General features: G+C 66.1%; 20 protein-coding genes and 1 tRNA gene. 11 read left to right on the top strand and 10 right to left on the bottom strand.

The window, feature by feature from the left end:
• Positions 1-2: 2 nt before the first annotated feature.
• Positions 3-431, bottom strand: coding sequence for a thioesterase family protein (locus GGD63_RS28785; protein ID WP_183246910.1), 429 nt, complete (start codon positions 429-431; stop codon positions 3-5).
• Between the two features lie 110 nt (positions 432-541).
• Here GGD63_RS28785 and GGD63_RS28780 point away from each other — a divergent pair, with 110 nt between their 5' ends.
• Positions 542-1,090, top strand: a complete 549-nt coding sequence (locus GGD63_RS28780; protein WP_183246908.1) for a TetR/AcrR family transcriptional regulator — start codon at positions 542-544, stop codon at positions 1,088-1,090.
• Positions 1,091-1,136: 46 nt separating this feature from the next.
• On the opposite strand, the gene GGD63_RS28775 is transcribed toward GGD63_RS28780, so the two are convergent.
• Entirely contained in the window at positions 1,137-1,628 is a 492-nt protein-coding gene (locus GGD63_RS28775; RefSeq protein ID WP_183246906.1) for a hypothetical protein, read from the bottom strand.
• A gap of 221 nt (positions 1,629-1,849) precedes the next feature.
• Between GGD63_RS28775 and GGD63_RS28770 the strand changes: the two genes are divergently transcribed.
• Together GGD63_RS28770 and GGD63_RS28765 are read left to right on the top strand one after the other, a co-directional pair.
• Positions 1,850-2,125 (top strand): PsiF family protein, encoded by a 276-nt coding sequence (locus tag GGD63_RS28770; protein WP_183246904.1) that lies wholly within the window; start codon positions 1,850-1,852, stop codon positions 2,123-2,125.
• Between the two features lie 100 nt (positions 2,126-2,225).
• Positions 2,226-3,311: an AbrB family transcriptional regulator gene (locus GGD63_RS28765; RefSeq protein ID WP_183246902.1), complete on the top strand. Its 1,086-nt coding sequence runs from the start codon at positions 2,226-2,228 to the stop codon at positions 3,309-3,311.
• 138 nt (positions 3,312-3,449) lie between these two features.
• Here GGD63_RS28765 and GGD63_RS28760 read toward each other — a convergent pair whose 3' ends face one another.
• A complete protein-coding gene (locus tag GGD63_RS28760) occupies positions 3,450-3,986 on the bottom strand; it encodes a disulfide bond formation protein B (RefSeq protein ID WP_183246900.1) in 537 nt (178 codons plus the stop codon).
• Positions 3,987-4,145: 159 nt separating this feature from the next.
• Between GGD63_RS28760 and GGD63_RS28755 the strand changes: the two genes are divergently transcribed.
• A tRNA-Leu gene (locus tag GGD63_RS28755) sits at positions 4,146-4,230 on the top strand.
• Between the two features lie 182 nt (positions 4,231-4,412).
• A complete protein-coding gene (locus tag GGD63_RS28750; RefSeq protein ID WP_183246899.1) occupies positions 4,413-4,715 on the top strand; it encodes a hypothetical protein in 303 nt (100 codons plus the stop codon).
• Positions 4,716-4,744: 29 nt separating this feature from the next.
• Here GGD63_RS28750 and GGD63_RS28745 read toward each other — a convergent pair whose 3' ends face one another.
• Positions 4,745-5,206, bottom strand: coding sequence for a DUF6314 family protein (locus GGD63_RS28745; RefSeq protein ID WP_183246897.1), 462 nt, complete (start codon positions 5,204-5,206; stop codon positions 4,745-4,747).
• Between the two features lie 123 nt (positions 5,207-5,329).
• Between GGD63_RS28745 and GGD63_RS28740 the strand changes: the two genes are divergently transcribed.
• The 3 genes from GGD63_RS28740 (at position 5,330) to GGD63_RS28730 (ending at position 8,293) form a co-directional block, all read left to right on the top strand.
• Entirely contained in the window at positions 5,330-5,563 is a 234-nt protein-coding gene (locus tag GGD63_RS28740; protein ID WP_183246895.1) for a hypothetical protein, read from the top strand.
• A 139-nt stretch (positions 5,564-5,702) separates the two neighbouring features.
• Positions 5,703-6,386 carry a response regulator transcription factor gene (locus GGD63_RS28735; protein WP_183246893.1) on the top strand — a complete coding sequence of 228 codons (684 nt, stop codon included), beginning with the start codon at positions 5,703-5,705 and terminating at the stop codon, positions 6,384-6,386.
• Positions 6,383-8,293 carry an ATP-binding protein gene (locus tag GGD63_RS28730; protein ID WP_183246891.1) on the top strand — a complete coding sequence of 637 codons (1,911 nt, stop codon included), beginning with the start codon at positions 6,383-6,385 and terminating at the stop codon, positions 8,291-8,293. The genes GGD63_RS28735 and GGD63_RS28730 overlap by 4 nt, the downstream gene beginning before the upstream one ends.
• Before the next feature lie 137 nt (positions 8,294-8,430).
• Here the strand turns inward: GGD63_RS28730 and GGD63_RS28725 are convergent, their stop codons facing one another.
• Entirely contained in the window at positions 8,431-8,721 is a 291-nt protein-coding gene (locus GGD63_RS28725; RefSeq protein WP_026312537.1) for a hypothetical protein, read from the bottom strand.
• Positions 8,722-8,956: 235 nt separating this feature from the next.
• On the opposite strand from GGD63_RS28725, the gene GGD63_RS28720 reads away from it, so the two are divergent.
• Both GGD63_RS28720 and GGD63_RS28715 read left to right on the top strand, forming a co-directional pair.
• Entirely contained in the window at positions 8,957-9,181 is a 225-nt protein-coding gene (locus GGD63_RS28720) for a cysteine rich repeat-containing protein (protein WP_183246889.1), read from the top strand.
• Between the two features lie 182 nt (positions 9,182-9,363).
• The gene (locus tag GGD63_RS28715) at positions 9,364-10,944 is read left to right on the top strand and encodes a GMC family oxidoreductase (RefSeq protein WP_183246887.1); all 1,581 of its coding nucleotides are present in this window, start codon (positions 9,364-9,366) and stop codon (positions 10,942-10,944) included.
• Between the two features lie 3 nt (positions 10,945-10,947).
• Here the strand turns inward: GGD63_RS28715 and GGD63_RS28710 are convergent, their stop codons facing one another.
• The 4 genes from GGD63_RS28710 to GGD63_RS28695 form a co-directional block, all read right to left on the bottom strand.
• Positions 10,948-11,574, bottom strand: coding sequence for a hypothetical protein (locus GGD63_RS28710; RefSeq protein WP_183246885.1), 627 nt, complete (start codon positions 11,572-11,574; stop codon positions 10,948-10,950).
• Positions 11,575-11,664: 90 nt separating this feature from the next.
• The gene (locus tag GGD63_RS28705) at positions 11,665-12,378 is read right to left on the bottom strand and encodes a hypothetical protein (protein WP_183246883.1); all 714 of its coding nucleotides are present in this window, start codon (positions 12,376-12,378) and stop codon (positions 11,665-11,667) included.
• Positions 12,379-12,510: 132 nt separating this feature from the next.
• On the bottom strand, positions 12,511-12,759 hold the full coding sequence (locus GGD63_RS28700) for a hypothetical protein (protein ID WP_183246881.1): 249 nt from the start codon (positions 12,757-12,759) through the stop codon (positions 12,511-12,513).
• A 99-nt stretch (positions 12,760-12,858) separates the two neighbouring features.
• On the bottom strand, positions 12,859-13,842 hold the full coding sequence (locus tag GGD63_RS28695; protein WP_183246880.1) for a nitronate monooxygenase family protein: 984 nt from the start codon (positions 13,840-13,842) through the stop codon (positions 12,859-12,861).
• A gap of 107 nt (positions 13,843-13,949) precedes the next feature.
• Between GGD63_RS28695 and GGD63_RS28690 the strand changes: the two genes are divergently transcribed.
• Complete coding sequence (locus tag GGD63_RS28690) at positions 13,950-15,512, top strand: AMP-binding protein (RefSeq protein ID WP_183246878.1); 1,563 nt, start codon at positions 13,950-13,952, stop codon at positions 15,510-15,512.
• Positions 15,513-15,853: 341 nt separating this feature from the next.
• Here the strand turns inward: GGD63_RS28690 and GGD63_RS28685 are convergent, their stop codons facing one another.
• Positions 15,854-16,627 carry a thioesterase family protein gene (locus GGD63_RS28685; RefSeq protein WP_183246876.1) on the bottom strand — a complete coding sequence of 258 codons (774 nt, stop codon included), beginning with the start codon at positions 16,625-16,627 and terminating at the stop codon, positions 15,854-15,856.
• Between the last annotated feature and the right edge of the window lie 217 nt (positions 16,628-16,844).

The following is a 16,844-nucleotide window of genomic DNA, read 5'->3' as shown; positions in this document are numbered from 1 at the left end:
GCTCAGGCCCCTGCCGGCTCAGCGAGATGCCTCGAGGCAGCTTCGCGGATGGCGTCAGTGAACGGCGCGGACTTGCGGAGCTGACGGTCCATATGCACGCCCGTGATCTCGCACGTCGCGGCGATCTCCCCGGTCTCGGCATTCCGCATGTCGTGCCGGAAGCGGATCGACTTGTCGCCGACCTCGAGCAGGTGGCTGTGGATCTCGACGATGTCGCCTGCGAGCAACTCGCGCTTGTAGGCGATGTTCTGCTGGACTGCGACCATGCCGCGGCCCGAGCTGCGCAGATAACTCGGCGTCAGCCCGAGGCGGGCGAACAGATTCCGGTTGGCCTCGTCGAATTTGCCGACATACCACATGATGTTCATGTGGCCGACATGGTCGCATTGCCACGGATAAACCGTGCCGCGATAGGTCGCCTCCCGCTCCATCGCAATTTCTCCCCGCCCATTCTGCTCTTTAGCTATTGATACGGTAGCGTATCAGGGCTGCGGCGCGTTAGCAATACGGCACCGTATCAGGAATCGGCGAGGCTTCCTTCATGAGCGACGGCAAGGGCGATGTCTGGGTCGAGGCGGGATTTGCCGAGCTCGCCCGCTCGGGGGTCGAGGGTGTCAGGGTCGAGGTGCTCGCCAAGAATCTCGGCGTCACCAAGGGGGGGTTCTATCGCCGTTTCGCCGACCGCGCCGCGCTGCTCGAGGCCATGCTGGAACGCTGGCGCGAGGGGCGCGCGGCGTCGATTGCGCAGCAGACGAGCCTCGATGGCGAGGCCCCCCGCGAGCGGCTGAAGGCGGTGATCCAGCTCTATTCCGAGCGGGTCAATCCGGAAGGCATGGCGATCGAGCTTGCGATCCGGCAATGGGCCCGCTCGGACGAGAACGCCGCGGCGGCGGTGGCGAGCGTCGATGCAGCGCGACTCAAGCACGTTGCCGAGCTCTACCGCGCGACCGGCTTAGAGGCCGAGGAAGCCGAGGCGCAGGCCTTCCTGTTCTACTGCTTCATCTTCGGCCAGAGCCTGCTGTTCGTCGAGCGCGGCCCGCGCAAGCGTTCGCAGTTGGTGGCAAAGTCGGCCGAGAAGCTCTTGGACTAGGCGAAGTGGCCGGAGCATTGCTCCGGCCTCCGCATCAATTCGAAGCTCAGGCAGCGCCCTTCAGCTTCTTGGTGCATTCGCTGTAATAGCCGCCGCCCTTCTGGATCCACTTCAGGCCGCCATTGCCATTGGTGGTCTTGTTGGCATTGTACTGGTCGACGCAAGTGTGCAGGCGCGCCTTGCCGGCGGTCTCCTTGGCGTATTTCGGGTCGACCGCGTTCGGATAGATCGCGGGGCCAGCCGGCAGGGCTGGCGCGGCCGCAGGTGCCGCCTCCTTCTTGGCCTGCTTCGGTTCGGCCGGAGCGGCCGGCGCGGCCGGAGCAGCCGCGGTCGGCGCGGCGGCAGGCGTCGCATCGGCACCGCACTGGGCCTTGCGGAAGTCGTTCCACTTCATGGTGCCGAGCGAGCCGTCCTTCTTGGCGGCTTGATATTTCGCGCTGCACTCCTGCGAGGTCAGCGCCTGCGCCGGTGCGGCGGCCATCAATGCCACGACGCCCGAAGCCACGATCGCACACAGCAGTTTTGTCTGATTGGTCATCCCTGATCTCCTCCTTGGTCTTCCCTTGTCTTCCCTTGTCTTCCCTTGGGGAAGTGAAACGAGGATTGCTATCCTAGCGTGCCGCCGGCCCGCGACAAGGAAGCGATGGCTTTCGCCGCAAAAATATAGTGATCGCGCCGTTCAAATCATTCATGTCGCGTTCAGCATCGCAAGCCGACGTTCCCAGCTCTTCGCAATTCCCCCAAGAAGAGTGCAACATCATGACCCTCGCCTCTCGCCTCGCCGCCGTCGCCCTCGTCTCCCTGCTCGCCTCCGGCACCGCCTTCGCGCAGGCCACAGCGCCGGCCGCCAAGACCGATGCCGCTGCCACCGCCGACAAGAAGGCGGCGCCGAAGGAGCGTTCGGCCGAGTCGCTCGAATGCTCCAAGCAGGCGGACGCCAAGGGACTGAAGGGCAAGGAGCGCAAGAAGTTTCGCCGCGAGTGCATGAAGGAAGCGAAGGCCGGCACCGCCGCCCCTGCCGCCGACAAGAAGTAAATCCGTCACAATACGGTTCGATCATCAAGGAGAGGCGTCGCGCATTGCGGCATGACGTAGCCGCAATTGTGCGCCTCTCGCTGATTTGCGATAAGGTGGCGTGAAGCAAATCACCGCCTCCCTGCCGTTCGAATGGCCGAGCCGTGCCAAGATCCTGAGCACGGTGGAGACGCTCGTCATCGGCACCGCCGGCGGTCTCGTATTTCTCTTCGCCAACCTTCCCGGCGGGTTAATCTCGGGCTCGATGATCGCGGTCGGGATCGCCGCGATCGCCGGTCGCCAGCTGACGTTGCCGCCGATCCTGACCCAGACCGTGCTGGTGCTGCTCGGCATTTCGCTGGGCTCGGTGGTCTCGCGCCATCTGATCCAGCAGGTCAGCGCCTATCCCCTCACGATCGGGCTGCTCGCGCTCGCGACCTTCTGCTCGACCTTCGGCTCGAGCTATTACCTCCAGCGCATCCATGGCTGGGACCGCACCTCGGCCTTCCTCGCCGGCAGCCCCGGTGCGCTGTCGCAGATCACGATTCTGGCGGTCGAGCGCGGCGCCGACCTACCGGGCATCGCGGTGGTGCAGACCATGCGCGTCATCATCCTCACCGCGGCGCTGCCGCTGGTGCTGGCGCTCGCGGGCGTGGCGCCTTCGGCCGCGCCGTCGCTGACGACGACCATCGCCTCGCCGCTCGGCCTCCTGGAGCTGGTCGCCGCCTCCCTGGCTGCGGCGCTCCTGCTGCGGCTGGTCAAGTTTCCGGCAAGCTGGATGTTCGGCGCGATGATCGCCTCCAGCGTGCTGCATGGCGCGGGCTGGGTCGAGGGTGGATTGCCGGACTGGGTGCGCGGCGTGGCGCTGGTCGGCATCGGCGCCCTGATCGGCAGCCGTTTCGCACGGATGCGGATCAAGACGCTCGCCGGCCATATCAATGCGGCGCTGGGCTCGTTCGCCGTGGCCATTGCCGTCTCCGCGATCTTCGTCGGCATCGTCGCGCTCACCACGCAGGTGAAGTTCTCCGACGTCGTCGTCGCCTTCGCGCCGGGCGCCATGGACGCGATGCTGGCCCTGGCGCTGACGCTGCATATCGACCCGATCTTCGTCGGCGCCCATCATCTGTCGCGTTTCGTGTTCGTGACGATCGCAACGCCGGGCATCGTGCACCTGTTCGGGCGCACGCAGGACGATGTGGATGATTGACGGGGCGCAGCTCCGGTAACGGAGCTCCGCGGGCAAAGGCGCGCAGCGCCGTGCCCACCATTCTTGCGGCAATATCACTAGGAGATGGTGGGCACGGCGCGCGAAGCGCGCGCCTTTGCCCACCCTACGGCATCTCGCCTAGCGCTTCGCCGTCCGCACAAATCCCCACGCGGCGATCGCGGCCATCAGGAGCGAGATCAGCACGTTATAGCCGGCGAGCGAGAGGCCGAGGAAGCGCCACTGCACCTCGTCGCAGCGGACCACCTTCACCGTGTCGAGCTTCGACAGCAGATCAGCGGCGCTGCCGAGATTGACGACGGGGCCGGAGCAATCGGTCGGGCCCTTCCAGAAACCCCATTCGACGCCAGAGTGGTAGGTGCCGAGGCCGGCATTGGCGAGGGTCGCCAGCGCGAGGATCGCAAGCCCTGCGAGCAGCAGCGGCCGCGGTGCACCGGCTCGCGCCGCGAGCGCCGTCAGCGCGCCGAGCGGGATCGCGAGGTAATAGGCGTAGCGCTGCTCCAGGCACAGCGGACAGGGCAGGATTTCCAGCACGAGTTGGAAAAACCACGCGCCCGCGATCGTGGCTGCCGCGATCAGGGTGACCGCAAGCGAGGCGGCGAGCGCAGGGCTCGCCGCCGGTTTGAACGCAGGTATTGCGGCACTCTGGGTCGTCACGGCGGCCTCGTAGCATGTCTCGCGCTGCTCAAGCCTCTAGCTCCAGCCCATCCGGCTGTCGAGAACGGCCGGGATCACTTTGGCGCGGGTTGACCCCGCCTTGTCCATGGCTATAGTCCGCCGGCTTCGCGACGCCCTCCTTGGAGGGGCCGACCGAGGGCCCCTGTGGCGGAACTGGTAGACGCGCTCGACTCAAAATCGAGTTCCGCAAGGAGTGCTGGTTCGATTCCGGCCAGGGGCACCACGCTTCGCCCTTCGGGCTTCGCGTGGCACGGCGATGCAGGAGCGAAGGGCGAAGCGTGTCCGGCGAAGCCTCTTGGCGAAGACGGACTGGCTCAACATAGCTCAATCCCTTCCCTCCACTAGCCATCCTCCCATCTCCACTGTATAAACCGGTAGCTTCTTCCGTAATTCGAAGAGGCTCACATGAACGACCTGCACGCGTGGCTTTCCGAACAGCACCACGGCCTGCGAACCTTCCGGACATTTCAGCAGAAGCTCGATACGCTCGGCCGGGACGATCCCGCCCAGCGCGGCCTCTGCCGCCTGTTGAGCAGCCTCGTCGCCAGCTATGTCGAGGCCTATGACGAGGCCCCGCTGCCGGTCGAGGTTGCCGACAGCGCCTATCACCGCCTGCTGGCGCTGGTCGCGAGCATCGATCTGAACGCCGATGCCGACCGCAGGCTCGCCGACATCAACCGCGTGGCAGAGAGCCGGCTCTGGCAATGATAGGCGGCCTGGCCACCGCGCCGGCTTGATCACGACAGAGGCGTGTAGGTCGTGTTCATCGTGTAGTCCTTGCTTGGGCCCGACGCCACATGACGGACGACAAACGTTCCACCCGGCAGGAACATGTAGGCCGACCGGTATTCGTCGCGCCTGCAGAGATGGCGCGCATGTCCGCTCAGCTCTCCTCCGGAAGATGCGGACAGTGAAATCTCGTGAAACAGCCGCGGTGGATCTTCCTTGAAGAAGACCTGGAATCCTCCGTCGCTGTTGCTGAAGACGTATTCGCGTTCGGCCTGCACCGTGGTGCCGTTCGCGAGCTTCAGATGTCCCTGCTCGCGATAAGCCAACCGCTCCCTGTCGAGTGGCGTAAAGGTCGCTATACCCTGCATCGTGGCCTGGCCTTCGATGACCCGGTAGAAGGACCACGAGCCGATCAGCTTTTTCGTGACTTTAGAGGCTTCACCCCAGCGATCGATCGTGGCTTCGTTCATATCTTCAGGCCCGCGCGTTAACCAACCGGTCCAGACTTGCAGGAGCCGCAACCGGGAGTTCGACTTCAGCGAACCGATACCTATATCCTACCGCAACGGATGGTGATGCAGCGAGCAGCTTTGATGGCCAGACGACGCACGACGGAAGCGGACGCCGACGACCTCCCCCGCTATTTCGTCTGGGTCCGGGGCCTTGAAGGTCCCGAGCCACAGAAATGGATGGCGATGGATTTCGGCATCGGCGACTGGAAGCGATCGCTGGTGCTCGCGTATCTGGAGTTGCCGGAAGGCGAACGGCACCTGCCACTGTCGACCCTGGCGCGGCGCTATCCGCCACCGCGGGTGGATGTTTTATAGAGAGCGCCGGTTCGGCGGCCACAGATAAGGCGGACGCCGCAGCCAAACCGCCCCCATGATTATGGGTGTCGCGACCTCCACGCTGCGGCTAAGCTTGGCCTCGCGCCGCGGGGGACACGCGGGTCGCGGGACCATGAACATGAGCGAACAGGGCGAGACGGGTGAAGCCATCACCATCCTCCTCGTCGAGGACGATGCGCCGACCTGCTGGCGGCTCCAGGACGCGCTGGTCAAGGCCGGCTACGAGGTGCGCAGCGCCGGCACGCTGGCAGAGGCCCGCTCCGCGCTGGCCGAGGCGGCACCGCGCGTGCTGCTCACCGATCTCAGGCTTCCCGACGGCCATGGCGTCGAACTGATCCGCGAAATCCGGCAGCGCTTTCCCGACACCGAGATCATGGTGATCTCGGCGCTCGGCGACGAGGAGAGCGTGATCTCGGCGATCACGGTCGGCGCCACCGGCTACCTGCTCAAGGACGCCTTCCCCACCGATATCGCCACCACCGTGCGCGATCTGGTCGCCGGCCATTCGCCGATCTCGGCCTCGATCGCCCGCTTCATCGTGCGCCGGACGCAAGGTGCCGCGCAGGGTTCGGCCGAGCCGTCGCCGGGTCCCGCGCTCAACACGGCCAAGCTCACGCCGCGCGAGATCGACATCCTCTGGGGCATCGCAAAAGGCTTCAGCTACGCCGAGATCGCGAGCCATCTCGGCCTGTCCAGGCAGACCGTGCCCGGGCACATCAAGAACATCTATCGCAAGCTCGAGGTGCACACGCGCAGCGAAGCGGTGTTCGAGGCGGTGCAGCAGGGCCTGATCAAGCTGTGAGCGAGATTGCGGCGAAGGCACCGACACGCCCGCGGCGCCGGCTGATCGTGTCGCGCCTCGTGCCCTATCTGCTGCTCCAGGTGCTGATCGTGATCGCCACCATCCTCGGGCTGCGGCTGCTCCAGCCCAGCGACCCCGACGATTTCGCGGTCAGCGGATTTTCGCTGCGCGAGGACGGCGCGACGCGCCCGGTCACCTTGCCGCACTTCACGTCGTCGCGCTATTCGCTGGGCGATCCGCCGCTCTATACCGGTGCCTTCACGTTCCGGCGCGACCAAGCCGCATCGGGATGGTCGGTGTTCCTGCCGCGCTTCAGTAACGCGGTGGAGGTCGCCGTCAACGGCGTCGTCGTGCTCGACTCCCGTCGCGACGCCAACGCCAACCGGCCGGACCGCAACACGCCGCAGATCGCGATGATCCCGGCGTCCTTGCTGCGCGACGGCAGCAATGAGATCATGGTGCGGCTGTTCGTATGGGGCCCCTTGAAGGGCTTCCTCGACACCGTCTATGTCGGACCCGACGCTGCCCTCCGCCCGGCCTTCGAGACGCGCACGCTGCTGTTCGTGACGCTGCCCGTCGTGTTCTCCGCGTGGCAATCGATCCTCGCCGTCATCCTCGCGATCATGTGGCTGATGCGGCGGCGCGAGCCGGTTTACGGCGTGCTGGCGGTAGCGATGGTGCTCGGTGTCGTGCAGGCGTTCGTGCCGCCACCGGTGCCGCCGGCCCCAACGTCGCGGCTTGCCGCGGTCCTGCTGGCGTCAGCGCCGACCGAGAGCGCGCTGATCGTCATGTTCGGCGTGCTGTTCTTCGGCTGGCGCTGGCCGCGCTACGGCACGTTGCTGTTCGCTCCGGGCCTCATCGTGTTCGTGGTCGGGCTGATCGCCGGCCCGCCGCTGCCGCGCATTCTCTTTCTGGTGCTCGGCATCCCCACCGTCGGGATCTCCCTGTTCCTGATGGCCTGCGTGACCGCGACCGCAGTGGTGCGGCGGCAGGATGCGGCGAGCTTCACGATCGGCTGCGCGGTGACCATCGTACTGACCTGCTGGGTCCATGACATGCTGTCGGTGTTCGAGATCGTGACCAATGAACGCATCTTCGTCTCGCGCCTGTCCTATTCGGCGATGCTGGTCGCGATCGGTGCCGGGCTGACCTGGCGCTTCGCCCGCGCGCTGAACCAGGTCGACAGCTTCGCCGGACAGCTCGTGGCGCGCGTGCGCGAGGCCGAGGAACGGCTGAAGGCGAGCTTTGCCCGCGAGGAGGAGCGCGCCCGCGCGGCCGCGCTCGCCAATGAGCGCACGCGGCTGATGCGCGACCTCCATGACGGCCTCGGCGGCCAGCTCGTCAGCATCGTCGCGCTCTCCGAGCGCGGCCATGAGGGGGCGACCATCACGGATGCCGCCCGCGCGGCGCTGAAGGATCTGCGCCTCGTCATCGACTCCATGGACGACATCGGCGGCGACCTCATGCTCGCGCTCGGCTCCTGGCGCGAGCGCGCGACGGCACAGTTGCGGCCGCATGACATCGCGCTCGACTGGCGCGTGGCGACGCCGCAGGGCCTGCCGCTGCATCCCGAGCTCAGGCCATGGCATGTGATCCAGATCGTGCGCATCCTCGACGAGGCCGTGACCAATGCCGTCAAGCATGCGCAGGCCCGCAACGTCGCGGTCACCATCGAGACGCTCGACGGAGGCCAGGGACCGTATGGCGTGATCAGCGTGACCGACGACGGCCGCGGTTTTGTGCCTTCGGGCAACGGCGCGAGCCAGACCGCACGGGGCTTGCGCAATATGAGAAGCCGCGCCGCGCGCTGTGGCGCGGTGCTCGATCTCAGCTCAGACGCCTCGGGCACGCGCGTGCGGCTGCAATTGCCGCAAGTCTTTCCCGACAGCGACGCCGCCGGCGGCTGAAAAGCCCCCCTCCCCGAACGTGTGGGACGCGCGGAGAGAGGGGACGGGCCGGATTGTTTTGCCTGCGGAGGACGGGGGGTTCGTCCGCAAGGCTCCTTTGCCCGAAACGATGCAATCAACTCAATGGAACGAGATCGTCAGCGAACTCCGACGCGGTTGACCGGACCGCCGCGATTCATCGGCGTGCCCGCACGCACGCCAACGCCGGGCGCACCGACACCGGGTGTCGCGACTGCAGCCGCCGCGACCGGGGCTCCCGGTGCGACCACCACCGCCGCCGTCGGTCGCACCACACAGCCCTTGGGCACGCCGACGGTCTTGCAATAGACCACGGCCTGCGCCGGGCTCGTGCCCAGCGACACCATCGCCGCACCCGCCAGCACCATGACCGTCAGCCCGGCGCTCAGCGCTCCCGCTCGTTTCGACATCTTGCTCTCCTGCTTCCCGTTCGGCGCCCGATGCAATTCACCGGGTCTCGCAGCCGACGTGCAGCCTGAATGGCAAAAGACGGCGCGCGGATACATGCCATGAAGATGGGGGTGCGGCAGCCGGGGCGACGAGCCGATGCCATGAACATGGCATGGACCGGCACCCGCCCTTCGCGAGATGGTCCCGCCCGCTTGATCCCGAACGGGACCACCGACAATCCCAAAGAGGTGCTTTATGAAGATTTCGGTTCTTGCCGCGCTGCTGCTTGCCGCTACCGCCCTGCCCGCCGCAGCGCAATCCGGCCCGACATTGCAGGAACAGATGGCCTGCCGCAGTGACGCCAGCAAATTCTGCGCCGAACATGTCGGCAAGCCGCCCCAGATGAACGCCTGCCTGCGTGAGAACAAGTCGAAGCTTTCTGACGGCTGCCGCAAGGTCGTCGAGTCGCACGGGGGCTGACTACGGCTGTCATTCCGGGGCGCTCCAACGGAGCGAACCCGGAATCCATCGTGCTGCGTTCGCTGCGGATAGATGGATTCCGGGCCTGCGTGCTGCGCACGCATCCCGGAATGACGCAACCAGTTCCAAAGCACAGATCTTGCAAGCACTCCGCGAGGTGAATGTCTTCGGAGTGCTCTTCAATGTACGACACCATCATCGTGGGCGCCGGCTCGGCCGGCTGCGTGCTGGCCAACCGGCTGTCGGCCGATCCGCACCGCAAGGTTCTGATGCTGGAAGCCGGCCGGACTGCGCCGCTCGCTTCCGACATTCCGTCGGACTGGCCGACGATGTTCAACACATCGGTCGACTGGGGCTATTACACCGAACCGCAGGCGGGCTGCCGCGGACGGCGCATCTTCTGGCCGCGCGGAAAAATGGTCGGCGGCTCCGGCGCGATGAATGCGATGATCTACATCCGCGGCCTGCCGTCCGACTACGACGGCTGGGCGCAGGCGGGCTGCGCAGGCTGGGCCTGGCGCGACGTGCTGCCGAAATTCATTGCCTTCGAGAGCAATGCGCGCTTCACCGACAATCCCTTCCATGGCACGCGCGGTCCCCTGCACGTCGCCGACGTTCCCCATGTCGATCCGAATGAACTGAAATGGCTGGAGGCGGCGCAGGCCGCGGGGCTGCCGCACAATCCCGACTTCAACGGCGCCACCCAGGAAGGGGCAGGCTTCTTCCAGTTCGTCATCAAGGACGGCGAACGCTTCGGCACCGGCAAGGCCTATTTGCGCCCGGCACTGGCGCGGGCCAATCTCACGCTGAAGACGGGCGTGCGCGTCATCCGCATCATCATCGAGCGCTCCCGCGCGATCGGCGTCGAATATCTCGAGAACGGGCAGCCGAAGAGCGTCTTCGCCACCACCGAGGTGGTGGTCGCCTCCGGCGCCATCGGCTCGGCGCAGCAACTGCTGCTGTCAGGCGTCGGCCCGGCCGACGAATTGAAGGCGGCCGGCGTCGACGTCGTGCACGATCTGCCGGGCGTCGGCAGGGATCTCCAGGATCACATCAACATTCCCATCACCTTCTACACGAAGGAGAAGATCGGCGTCGGCGCCTGGACGGAGGAGAGCCTGGCCGCAAGCCTTGCCGAGTGGGAAACCAGCCGCAGCGGTCCGCGCACCTCTCCCTGGGTCGCTGCCGGCGCGCATGTGAAGAGCCGCCCCGACGTCGAGCCCGACCTGCAGCTCTATGGCGCGATCAGCCCGCACCGCGACTATGTCCGCTTCCTGTCGTCGAAGCCGGGCATCACCCTGCATGCGACGTTGCAGCGGCCGAACAGCCGCGGCCGGATCACGCTGCGCTCGGCCGATCCGATCGAACATCCCGCGATCGACCCCGGCTATTTCGCCTCGGATGCGAGCGGCGACGACATCGCGACCATGATCGAAGGCGTGCGCATCAACCGCCGCATCGCCGCGCAAGCGCCGCTGAAAGAGATGATCGAGGGTGAGATCACGCCCAGCGCGGAAGCGGTGAGCGACGCCGAGATCGCCGACTATATCCGTGGCCATTGCACGACACTCTATCATGCCGCCTCGACCTGCCGCATGGGTACGGACGGTCTGGCCGTCGTCGATCCGCAGCGGTTGCAGGTGCGCGGCATCGACGGCCTGCATGTCGCCGACGCCTCGGTGATCCCGATCATGATCTCAGGCAACATCCAGACGCCGACGATCCTGATTGCCGAATGCGCGGCGGCCGCGATCCTGGGCTAGGCGCTAATCGTCGTCAGGCCCGAACAGCCTGATCTGCGGGAAGCCGCCACGCGGCCGGCTCGCGTAATCGCGCGCATCGGAATCCTCGCGAACGCTCCGTGCCACGTCGTCCCAATCGGTGCGATCGCGCATGCCGCGCGGCTCGCGAGAGTCGTAGCGGTGACGTTCCGCCCAGCGCTCGCGGCGTTCGGCTCGGCGCCGTTCGGACGCGGCACGCTTCAGGTCGGAATCCCTGGCCTTGGCATAGGCATTTTCAGGTGAGGAGGATTGGTTCGTCGAAGGCTGCTGCTCGGCAGGCTTCGGCGGCTCAACCGCGGCCGCTTGCGAAGGCTGCGGCGCTGGTGGTTCTGCGTTCGCCTGAGCGGTCTGCGTGTCGGACCTTGCGGCTTCGGGCTTTGCTTCGGCCTGGGCTGGCGCTGCAATAATCATGCCGAAGGCTTGCGAGCCGGTGAGATATTGCACGCGCTCCGGCGCATTGGTCGTGCGCTGCGACACCTTGTTGGTGTCCGCGCCCTGCTTGGGCGGGCTCGGATTCATGATATTGCCGGCGACGATGCCGCCGCCGAGACCAATGGCAATGGCCGCGATGATCGTTCCGGCACCGACGAAATAAGCTGTCGTGGCGCGCATTGATCCACTCCCTCTTTTGGGGCGGGCAACGCGTTGGGATTACCGGATGTTCCTGATGCCGGCGGGTTCCGATAAGGGAAACCGCGCGCGTCAGATCTGTTGCGCGACCTTCTCGAGCCCGATGAGGCGGGCGAGCTTGCGCACTTCTTCCTTCTGGTCGTCGCGCAGCTGGAACAGCAGCGGCATCGCGGCCGACTTCAACTGCTGCACCTCGTCGCAATTCGGATCGATCTGCGCGCTGGGCGGCGCGTTCGGATTCGACAGCTTGTTCGCCTGCATCCTGCGCGCGACGTTGCGCAGCGCAGTCTCGACCGAAGGCCAGTAATATTCCTGCGACGACGACAGCTTCAGACGATCCTTGATGCCCGAAATCTGAACGTCGGAGAGCAGCGAATAGGACTTTTGCGGCTGCGGCTTGGCGACGACTTTCGGCTTGGCCGGGACGTCGACGGCGGGAACTTCCGCTGCCGCGGGCGCCTCATGCGCGTTTGCTTTCGGCATCGGGAAATCGGACGGCGTCGCAGCGGCAAAGGCCTGGCGCAGCGGCTCGGTCAGGACCGGCGCCTGCGCGAGCCTGTCGGCGGGCACCTGGACCGGCTCGATCGCGGCCGAGGCCAGCGCGAGCGTCGGAACCAGGCGATCGGCCTTGGCGGCACGGTTGGTCGTGAGCGGCTTCGCGGGCAGGGCTTCGGTGATCATCTCAGCGCTGACGCTGGGCACGCTGTCACGGCCGAGGATGGCAGCGGTGGCGGCGCCGAGGACGAGGAAACAGGTCAGCACAACGATGGTGATGGCTTTGGACAAACGTCCCTCCGCGCCCACAACTTCAAGTCCACGTGATCACTGCCCGGAAACTGGGCGATAATTAAGGCCTAACCGTGCCATTGCGGCGGCAATCGCGCGGACTGCGGCGACATCGCCGAAACCCCAAGGAAATCAGGCAGCTGCCGCCAGATCATAGGCGTCCTGGATGTCGGCGACGATCTCGGAGGCCTCCCAGACCGCGCGCGGCTCGACCGATTGCAGCGTCACCGTCCAGTTGCCGCCCCGGCGGGTGCGGGGGACGCTGACGATGTCGAAGCGCACATTGCGGCACAGCGGATGGCGGGCCAGCGCATGGGCGACGCGGACGCGGATCTCGTCCAGCGATGCCGCCGTCTTGGTGTTGAGAAACTCGTAGTCCATCGCCTGTCCCTCTCGGTCCTGATTGGCGGCCTCGAGAGGGATTCTTGGCGGGCGATGGTTAATCTGCCGTTAAGTGGGCCGGGCCGGAGCTATGCGGGATTAACTGTGACCGATGCGATCGCGCCCACCTGCCTCGCGGTATTCCGCGATCGTCCGCGCAACGAGATCATCGACCGCGAGCACATCGGTGACGCCCGACGTCGCGTGCCCGCCGCTCCAGATGTCGCGCCAGCGCTTGGGTCTGTTCTCGCGCGCGGTGACGTCGATATCCTCCGCGATGTCGATCGCGCCGCGCGCCGGCAGGTCGTCGGGATCGAGACCGGCAGCGATGATCGACGGCTTCAGCATGTTGGTCTGGAGGCCCGTGAACGCGGTGGTGAGCAGGATGTCGTCGGCGCTGCTCTCGACCAGCATTCGCTTGTAACGGTCATCCGCCATGCTCTCGCGCGTGGCGATGAACTTCGTGCCCATATAGCCGAGATCGCAGCCGAGCACCTCGGCCGCATGCAGCGCGCGCCCGTCGCTGATACCGCCCGCGAGCACGATGATGCCGTCATAGAACGCACGCACCGCGCGGACGAAGGCGAACGGATTGAGCCAGCCGGTCTGTCCGCCCGCGCCTGCGGTGAGCAGGACGAGCCCGTCTGCCCCCGCTTCCGCCGCGCGTTCGGCATGGCGGATCGAGGCGACGTCCGCCAGTACCAGCGCACCCGCGTCATGCAGCGGCTTCAAGACCGGCGCCGGCGAGCCGACCGAGGTGATGACGATCTCCGGCTTGTGCCGCAGCAGCACGGAGAGATCCTGCTCGAGCCGCGCATTGGAGCGGTGCACGATCAGGTTCGGGCACAGCGGCGCTGCCTTGCGGCCGGTCTGATCTTCGTGCTGTCCCAGCCGTGTTTCGATCTCAGTGAGCCACGCATCGAGTTGTTCCGTACTGCGGCAATTCGCAGTGGGGAAGCTGCCGATCACGCCGCTCTGGCAGGCCGCGACCACGAGCTCCACGCCCGACACCAGAAACATCGGCGCGGCGATCAGCGGCAGGGCGAGACGATCGCCGAAACGTTGCAGACGCTCTGACCTCACGCATGCCTCCCTCGCGCGGGCTTTGTCGTTTCCTCCCGCATTCCCTGTGCTAGCGTTACAGCAACATTGGCACGTTAGAGGCCGATGACAAAGCAACGAGGAAACATATGTCCGATCCGCTCCACGCATCGTCGCCGACTTGCGCGCAGACGCTACGGGCACTGTCGCGCTATCCCGGCCGCACCGCTTTCGCCTGGCCCGGCGGATCGCTGAGCTACCAGAGCACGATCGACCTGATCGGACGCATCCAGGGCGTGTTCATGCGGCTTGGATTGCAGCCCGGCGCGCGCGTCGCTTTCCTCACCGCAAACCGCGCCGACACCTGGTGCGCCGGTGTCGCCGCGCAATTGTCGCGGCTCTGCGTGACCTGGCTGCATCCGCTGGGATCGCAAGGGGACCAGCTGTTCCAGCTCGAGGATTCCGAGGCCGAGGTCCTCGTGGTCGATGCGGCCGCCTTCCGCGATCGCGGCGGCGAGCTCGCCGCGAGCGCAGGCCGGCTCAAGGCGGTCTTCACCATGGGACCGGCCGACTATGGCGTCGATCTGCTGCAGGCGATCGAAGTCGAAGGCCACACCAGCGCACAGTGCCTTGCCGGCCCGGACGACCTCTCCACGCTGAACTACACCGGCGGCACGACCGGCAAATCCAAGGGGGCGTTGCGCTACCACCGCGAAAATGCCGGGGGAGCCGCCGCGATCCTCGCCGACTTCGAAATCCCGGAGGGAGCGCGCTATCTCGCGGTCGCGCCGATCAGCCATGTCGCCGGCACGAAGGTGCTGCCGACCCTGATGCGTGGCGGCACCGTACACATGCTGAAAGGCTTCGATCCCGAGGCCGTGCTGGCGACGATCGCTCGCGAGCGCATCAACTTCACGCTGTTCGTGCCGACCATGATCTATGTGCTGCTCGACCATCCCGCGCTGGGCAGGACCGACCTGTCCTCGCTCGAGCTCGTGCTCTACGGCGCCTCCGCGATGTCACCGAGCCGGTTGCTCGAAGGCATCGAACGCATCGGCCCGGTGTTCTCGCAGCTCTACGGACAGACCGAATGCTATCCGATCTCGGTGTTGCGCAAGAAAGATCATGATCCCAGGACGCCGGAGCTATTCCTGTCCTGCGGCTTCCCGATCGCCGCCTGCGAGGTCAAGCTCCTCGACGACAACGACCAGGAGGTGGCGACGGGCGAGGCCGGCGAGATCTGCGTGCGTGCCCCGCATGCGATGGCGGAGTACTGGAAGCGGCCGGACATCACCGCCGAGACGCTGAAGAACGGCTGGGTCCACACCGGCGACATCGCACGCAAGGACGAGCGCGGCTACATGTTCATCCTCGACCGCAAGAAGGACATGATCGTCTCCGGCGGTTTCAACATCTTCCCGCGCGAGGTCGAGGACGTGCTGTCGCAGCATGCCGATGTGGCGATGGTCGCGGTCGTCGGCGTTCCCGATGAGAAATGGGGCGAGGCCGTCACCGCCGTTATCGTACCGCGCGAGGGTGCCAGGCCTGATGCCGATGAGCTGATCAATCTCGTGAAGACGCGAAAGGGCTCGGCGCATGCGCCGAAGCAGATCCAGTTCGTCAAGCAGCTGCCGATGACTGGCGTCGGCAAGGTCGACAAGAAGGTACTGCGTGCGGGCTTCTGGACCGGGCGGGACCGGATGGTGGGGTAAATACCCCGGGATTTTACGGTGTTGTTGTGGCCCCGGCACCACAGCGCGCAACGGAGTGCGCGCCAGCGATGCCCACCCGATTGCCCGCGAATCAGGGAATCACCTAGACCGCTGACGGGGCTGGGAAGCGGAGTAAGCCATGAGAGTCGCTTCCCTGGAAAGTGCAGTCGCCGCGGTCACGTTGATCACGGCTATCATCGTGGTGCTGTGGGAGATCAAGATCTTCTACGGTTTGTGAAATGGCAGGATGCCAGCGTCGAGCAAGAGCTCGTAACCAGGTGTCCCTTCCGCGGCGGCGGAAGCCTGCCGTTCATTCGGAAGGAACGATCGCGGCCCTGCCGTCACCGCTTCTCGATCACCAGGCTCTGCACCGCGCGGCCGAAATAGCCCTGCCGGTCGGCAAGCCGCGACATCGCAAGGCCCGCGCCATCAGGGCCGATCCATGAGTCGCCGTCGAGCAGGATCCACTCGCCGACCGGCTGGCGCGCAAAGCTCACGGTGAGATCGGCGTTGATGTAGGTCCAGGCGCGGAAGTCGAGCGTCGAGGCGGTGCCGTTGGAGAAGTCGGCGGCGACCACGGCGCGCATCGCCTGCGAGATCGCTTCGCCCTCGATCAGAGGATGGTCGACGCGAAACCAGATCGCGCCGGCACCGGCCTGGCCGAAGCGGCCGCGCGCGGCGCGCATCGAGACCGATCGCACGAACGGGCTGGTGGCGGCGTGACCGTCCTCAACAAGCGAGTCCTCCGGAGACCGCAGCGTGACCGGCAACTCCTTGACCTCATCCGGCAGCGCCTGCGCCTGGCGCCTGACCTTGAGCACGGTGGCGCCGACCACCTGCACGCCGTCGGCGAGCAGCTTGATCTCGCAGAGCTGGATCTTGCGGCCCTCGCGCAGTACTTCGGTCGCAATCGTGAGCGGCGCCACTGGGACCGGCCGCATCAAATCGATCGTGACGCGCGCGATGTCCATCGCAACAGGCGTCGGAATGCGCTCGGCCGCCCATGTCACCAGCGATGCCGGCGCCGAGCCGTGCTGCATGCGCCGGTCCCAGGGTCCAGCAGCATCCGGGCTGGTGACGACGTTGTTACCGTCGACGCGGTAGATGGGGGACATGCTTTCACCGTGGCGCACATTCGCAGTTCAGAAGACGGTGTCGTCCCGGCGCAGGCCGGGACCCATACTCCCAGGGAGAAGTTGTGACGCAAGACTGATAACCAGGAGTCTTCGCCAAACTACTCCCTGTGGTTGATGGTGTGGACGGCCCCCTACGGCATCAGGTGTGCCAGAATGAGGTTGTCACACACCCATTCACAGGAGCCGTCCGTGAGCC

This window comes from Bradyrhizobium sp. cir1, from assembly GCF_014198245.1.
Lineage (GTDB): Bacteria > Pseudomonadota > Alphaproteobacteria > Rhizobiales > Xanthobacteraceae > Bradyrhizobium.
Note: the sequence above shows the minus strand (reverse complement) of the source record. Positions and strands in the feature narration are given on the sequence as shown.

What these genes read in the sequence shown, in the direction of transcription:
- GGD63_RS28720 (WP_183246889.1), top strand. Translation starts at nt 8,957, where the DNA reads ATGAAGATTTCGGTTCTTGCCGCGCTGCTGCTTGCCGCTACCGCCCTG.
- GGD63_RS28745 (WP_183246897.1), bottom strand. Translation starts at nt 5,206, where the DNA reads ATGAACGAAGCCACGATCGATCGCTGGGGTGAAGCCTCTAAAGTCACG.
- GGD63_RS28780 (WP_183246908.1), top strand. Translation starts at nt 542, where the DNA reads ATGAGCGACGGCAAGGGCGATGTCTGGGTCGAGGCGGGATTTGCCGAG.
- GGD63_RS28700 (WP_183246881.1), bottom strand. Translation starts at nt 12,759, where the DNA reads ATGGACTACGAGTTTCTCAACACCAAGACGGCGGCATCGCTGGACGAG.
- GGD63_RS28725 (WP_026312537.1), bottom strand. Translation starts at nt 8,721, where the DNA reads ATGTCGAAACGAGCGGGAGCGCTGAGCGCCGGGCTGACGGTCATGGTG.
- GGD63_RS28750 (WP_183246899.1), top strand. Translation starts at nt 4,413, where the DNA reads ATGAACGACCTGCACGCGTGGCTTTCCGAACAGCACCACGGCCTGCGA.
- GGD63_RS28775 (WP_183246906.1), bottom strand. Translation starts at nt 1,628, where the DNA reads ATGACCAATCAGACAAAACTGCTGTGTGCGATCGTGGCTTCGGGCGTC.
- GGD63_RS28740 (WP_183246895.1), top strand. Translation starts at nt 5,330, where the DNA reads ATGGCCAGACGACGCACGACGGAAGCGGACGCCGACGACCTCCCCCGC.
- GGD63_RS28690 (WP_183246878.1), top strand. Translation starts at nt 13,950, where the DNA reads ATGTCCGATCCGCTCCACGCATCGTCGCCGACTTGCGCGCAGACGCTA.
- GGD63_RS28785 (WP_183246910.1), bottom strand. Translation starts at nt 431, where the DNA reads ATGGAGCGGGAGGCGACCTATCGCGGCACGGTTTATCCGTGGCAATGC.
- GGD63_RS28685 (WP_183246876.1), bottom strand. Translation starts at nt 16,627, where the DNA reads ATGTCCCCCATCTACCGCGTCGACGGTAACAACGTCGTCACCAGCCCG.
- GGD63_RS28715 (WP_183246887.1), top strand. Translation starts at nt 9,364, where the DNA reads ATGTACGACACCATCATCGTGGGCGCCGGCTCGGCCGGCTGCGTGCTG.
- GGD63_RS28710 (WP_183246885.1), bottom strand. Translation starts at nt 11,574, where the DNA reads ATGCGCGCCACGACAGCTTATTTCGTCGGTGCCGGAACGATCATCGCG.
- GGD63_RS28770 (WP_183246904.1), top strand. Translation starts at nt 1,850, where the DNA reads ATGACCCTCGCCTCTCGCCTCGCCGCCGTCGCCCTCGTCTCCCTGCTC.
- GGD63_RS28735 (WP_183246893.1), top strand. Translation starts at nt 5,703, where the DNA reads ATGAGCGAACAGGGCGAGACGGGTGAAGCCATCACCATCCTCCTCGTC.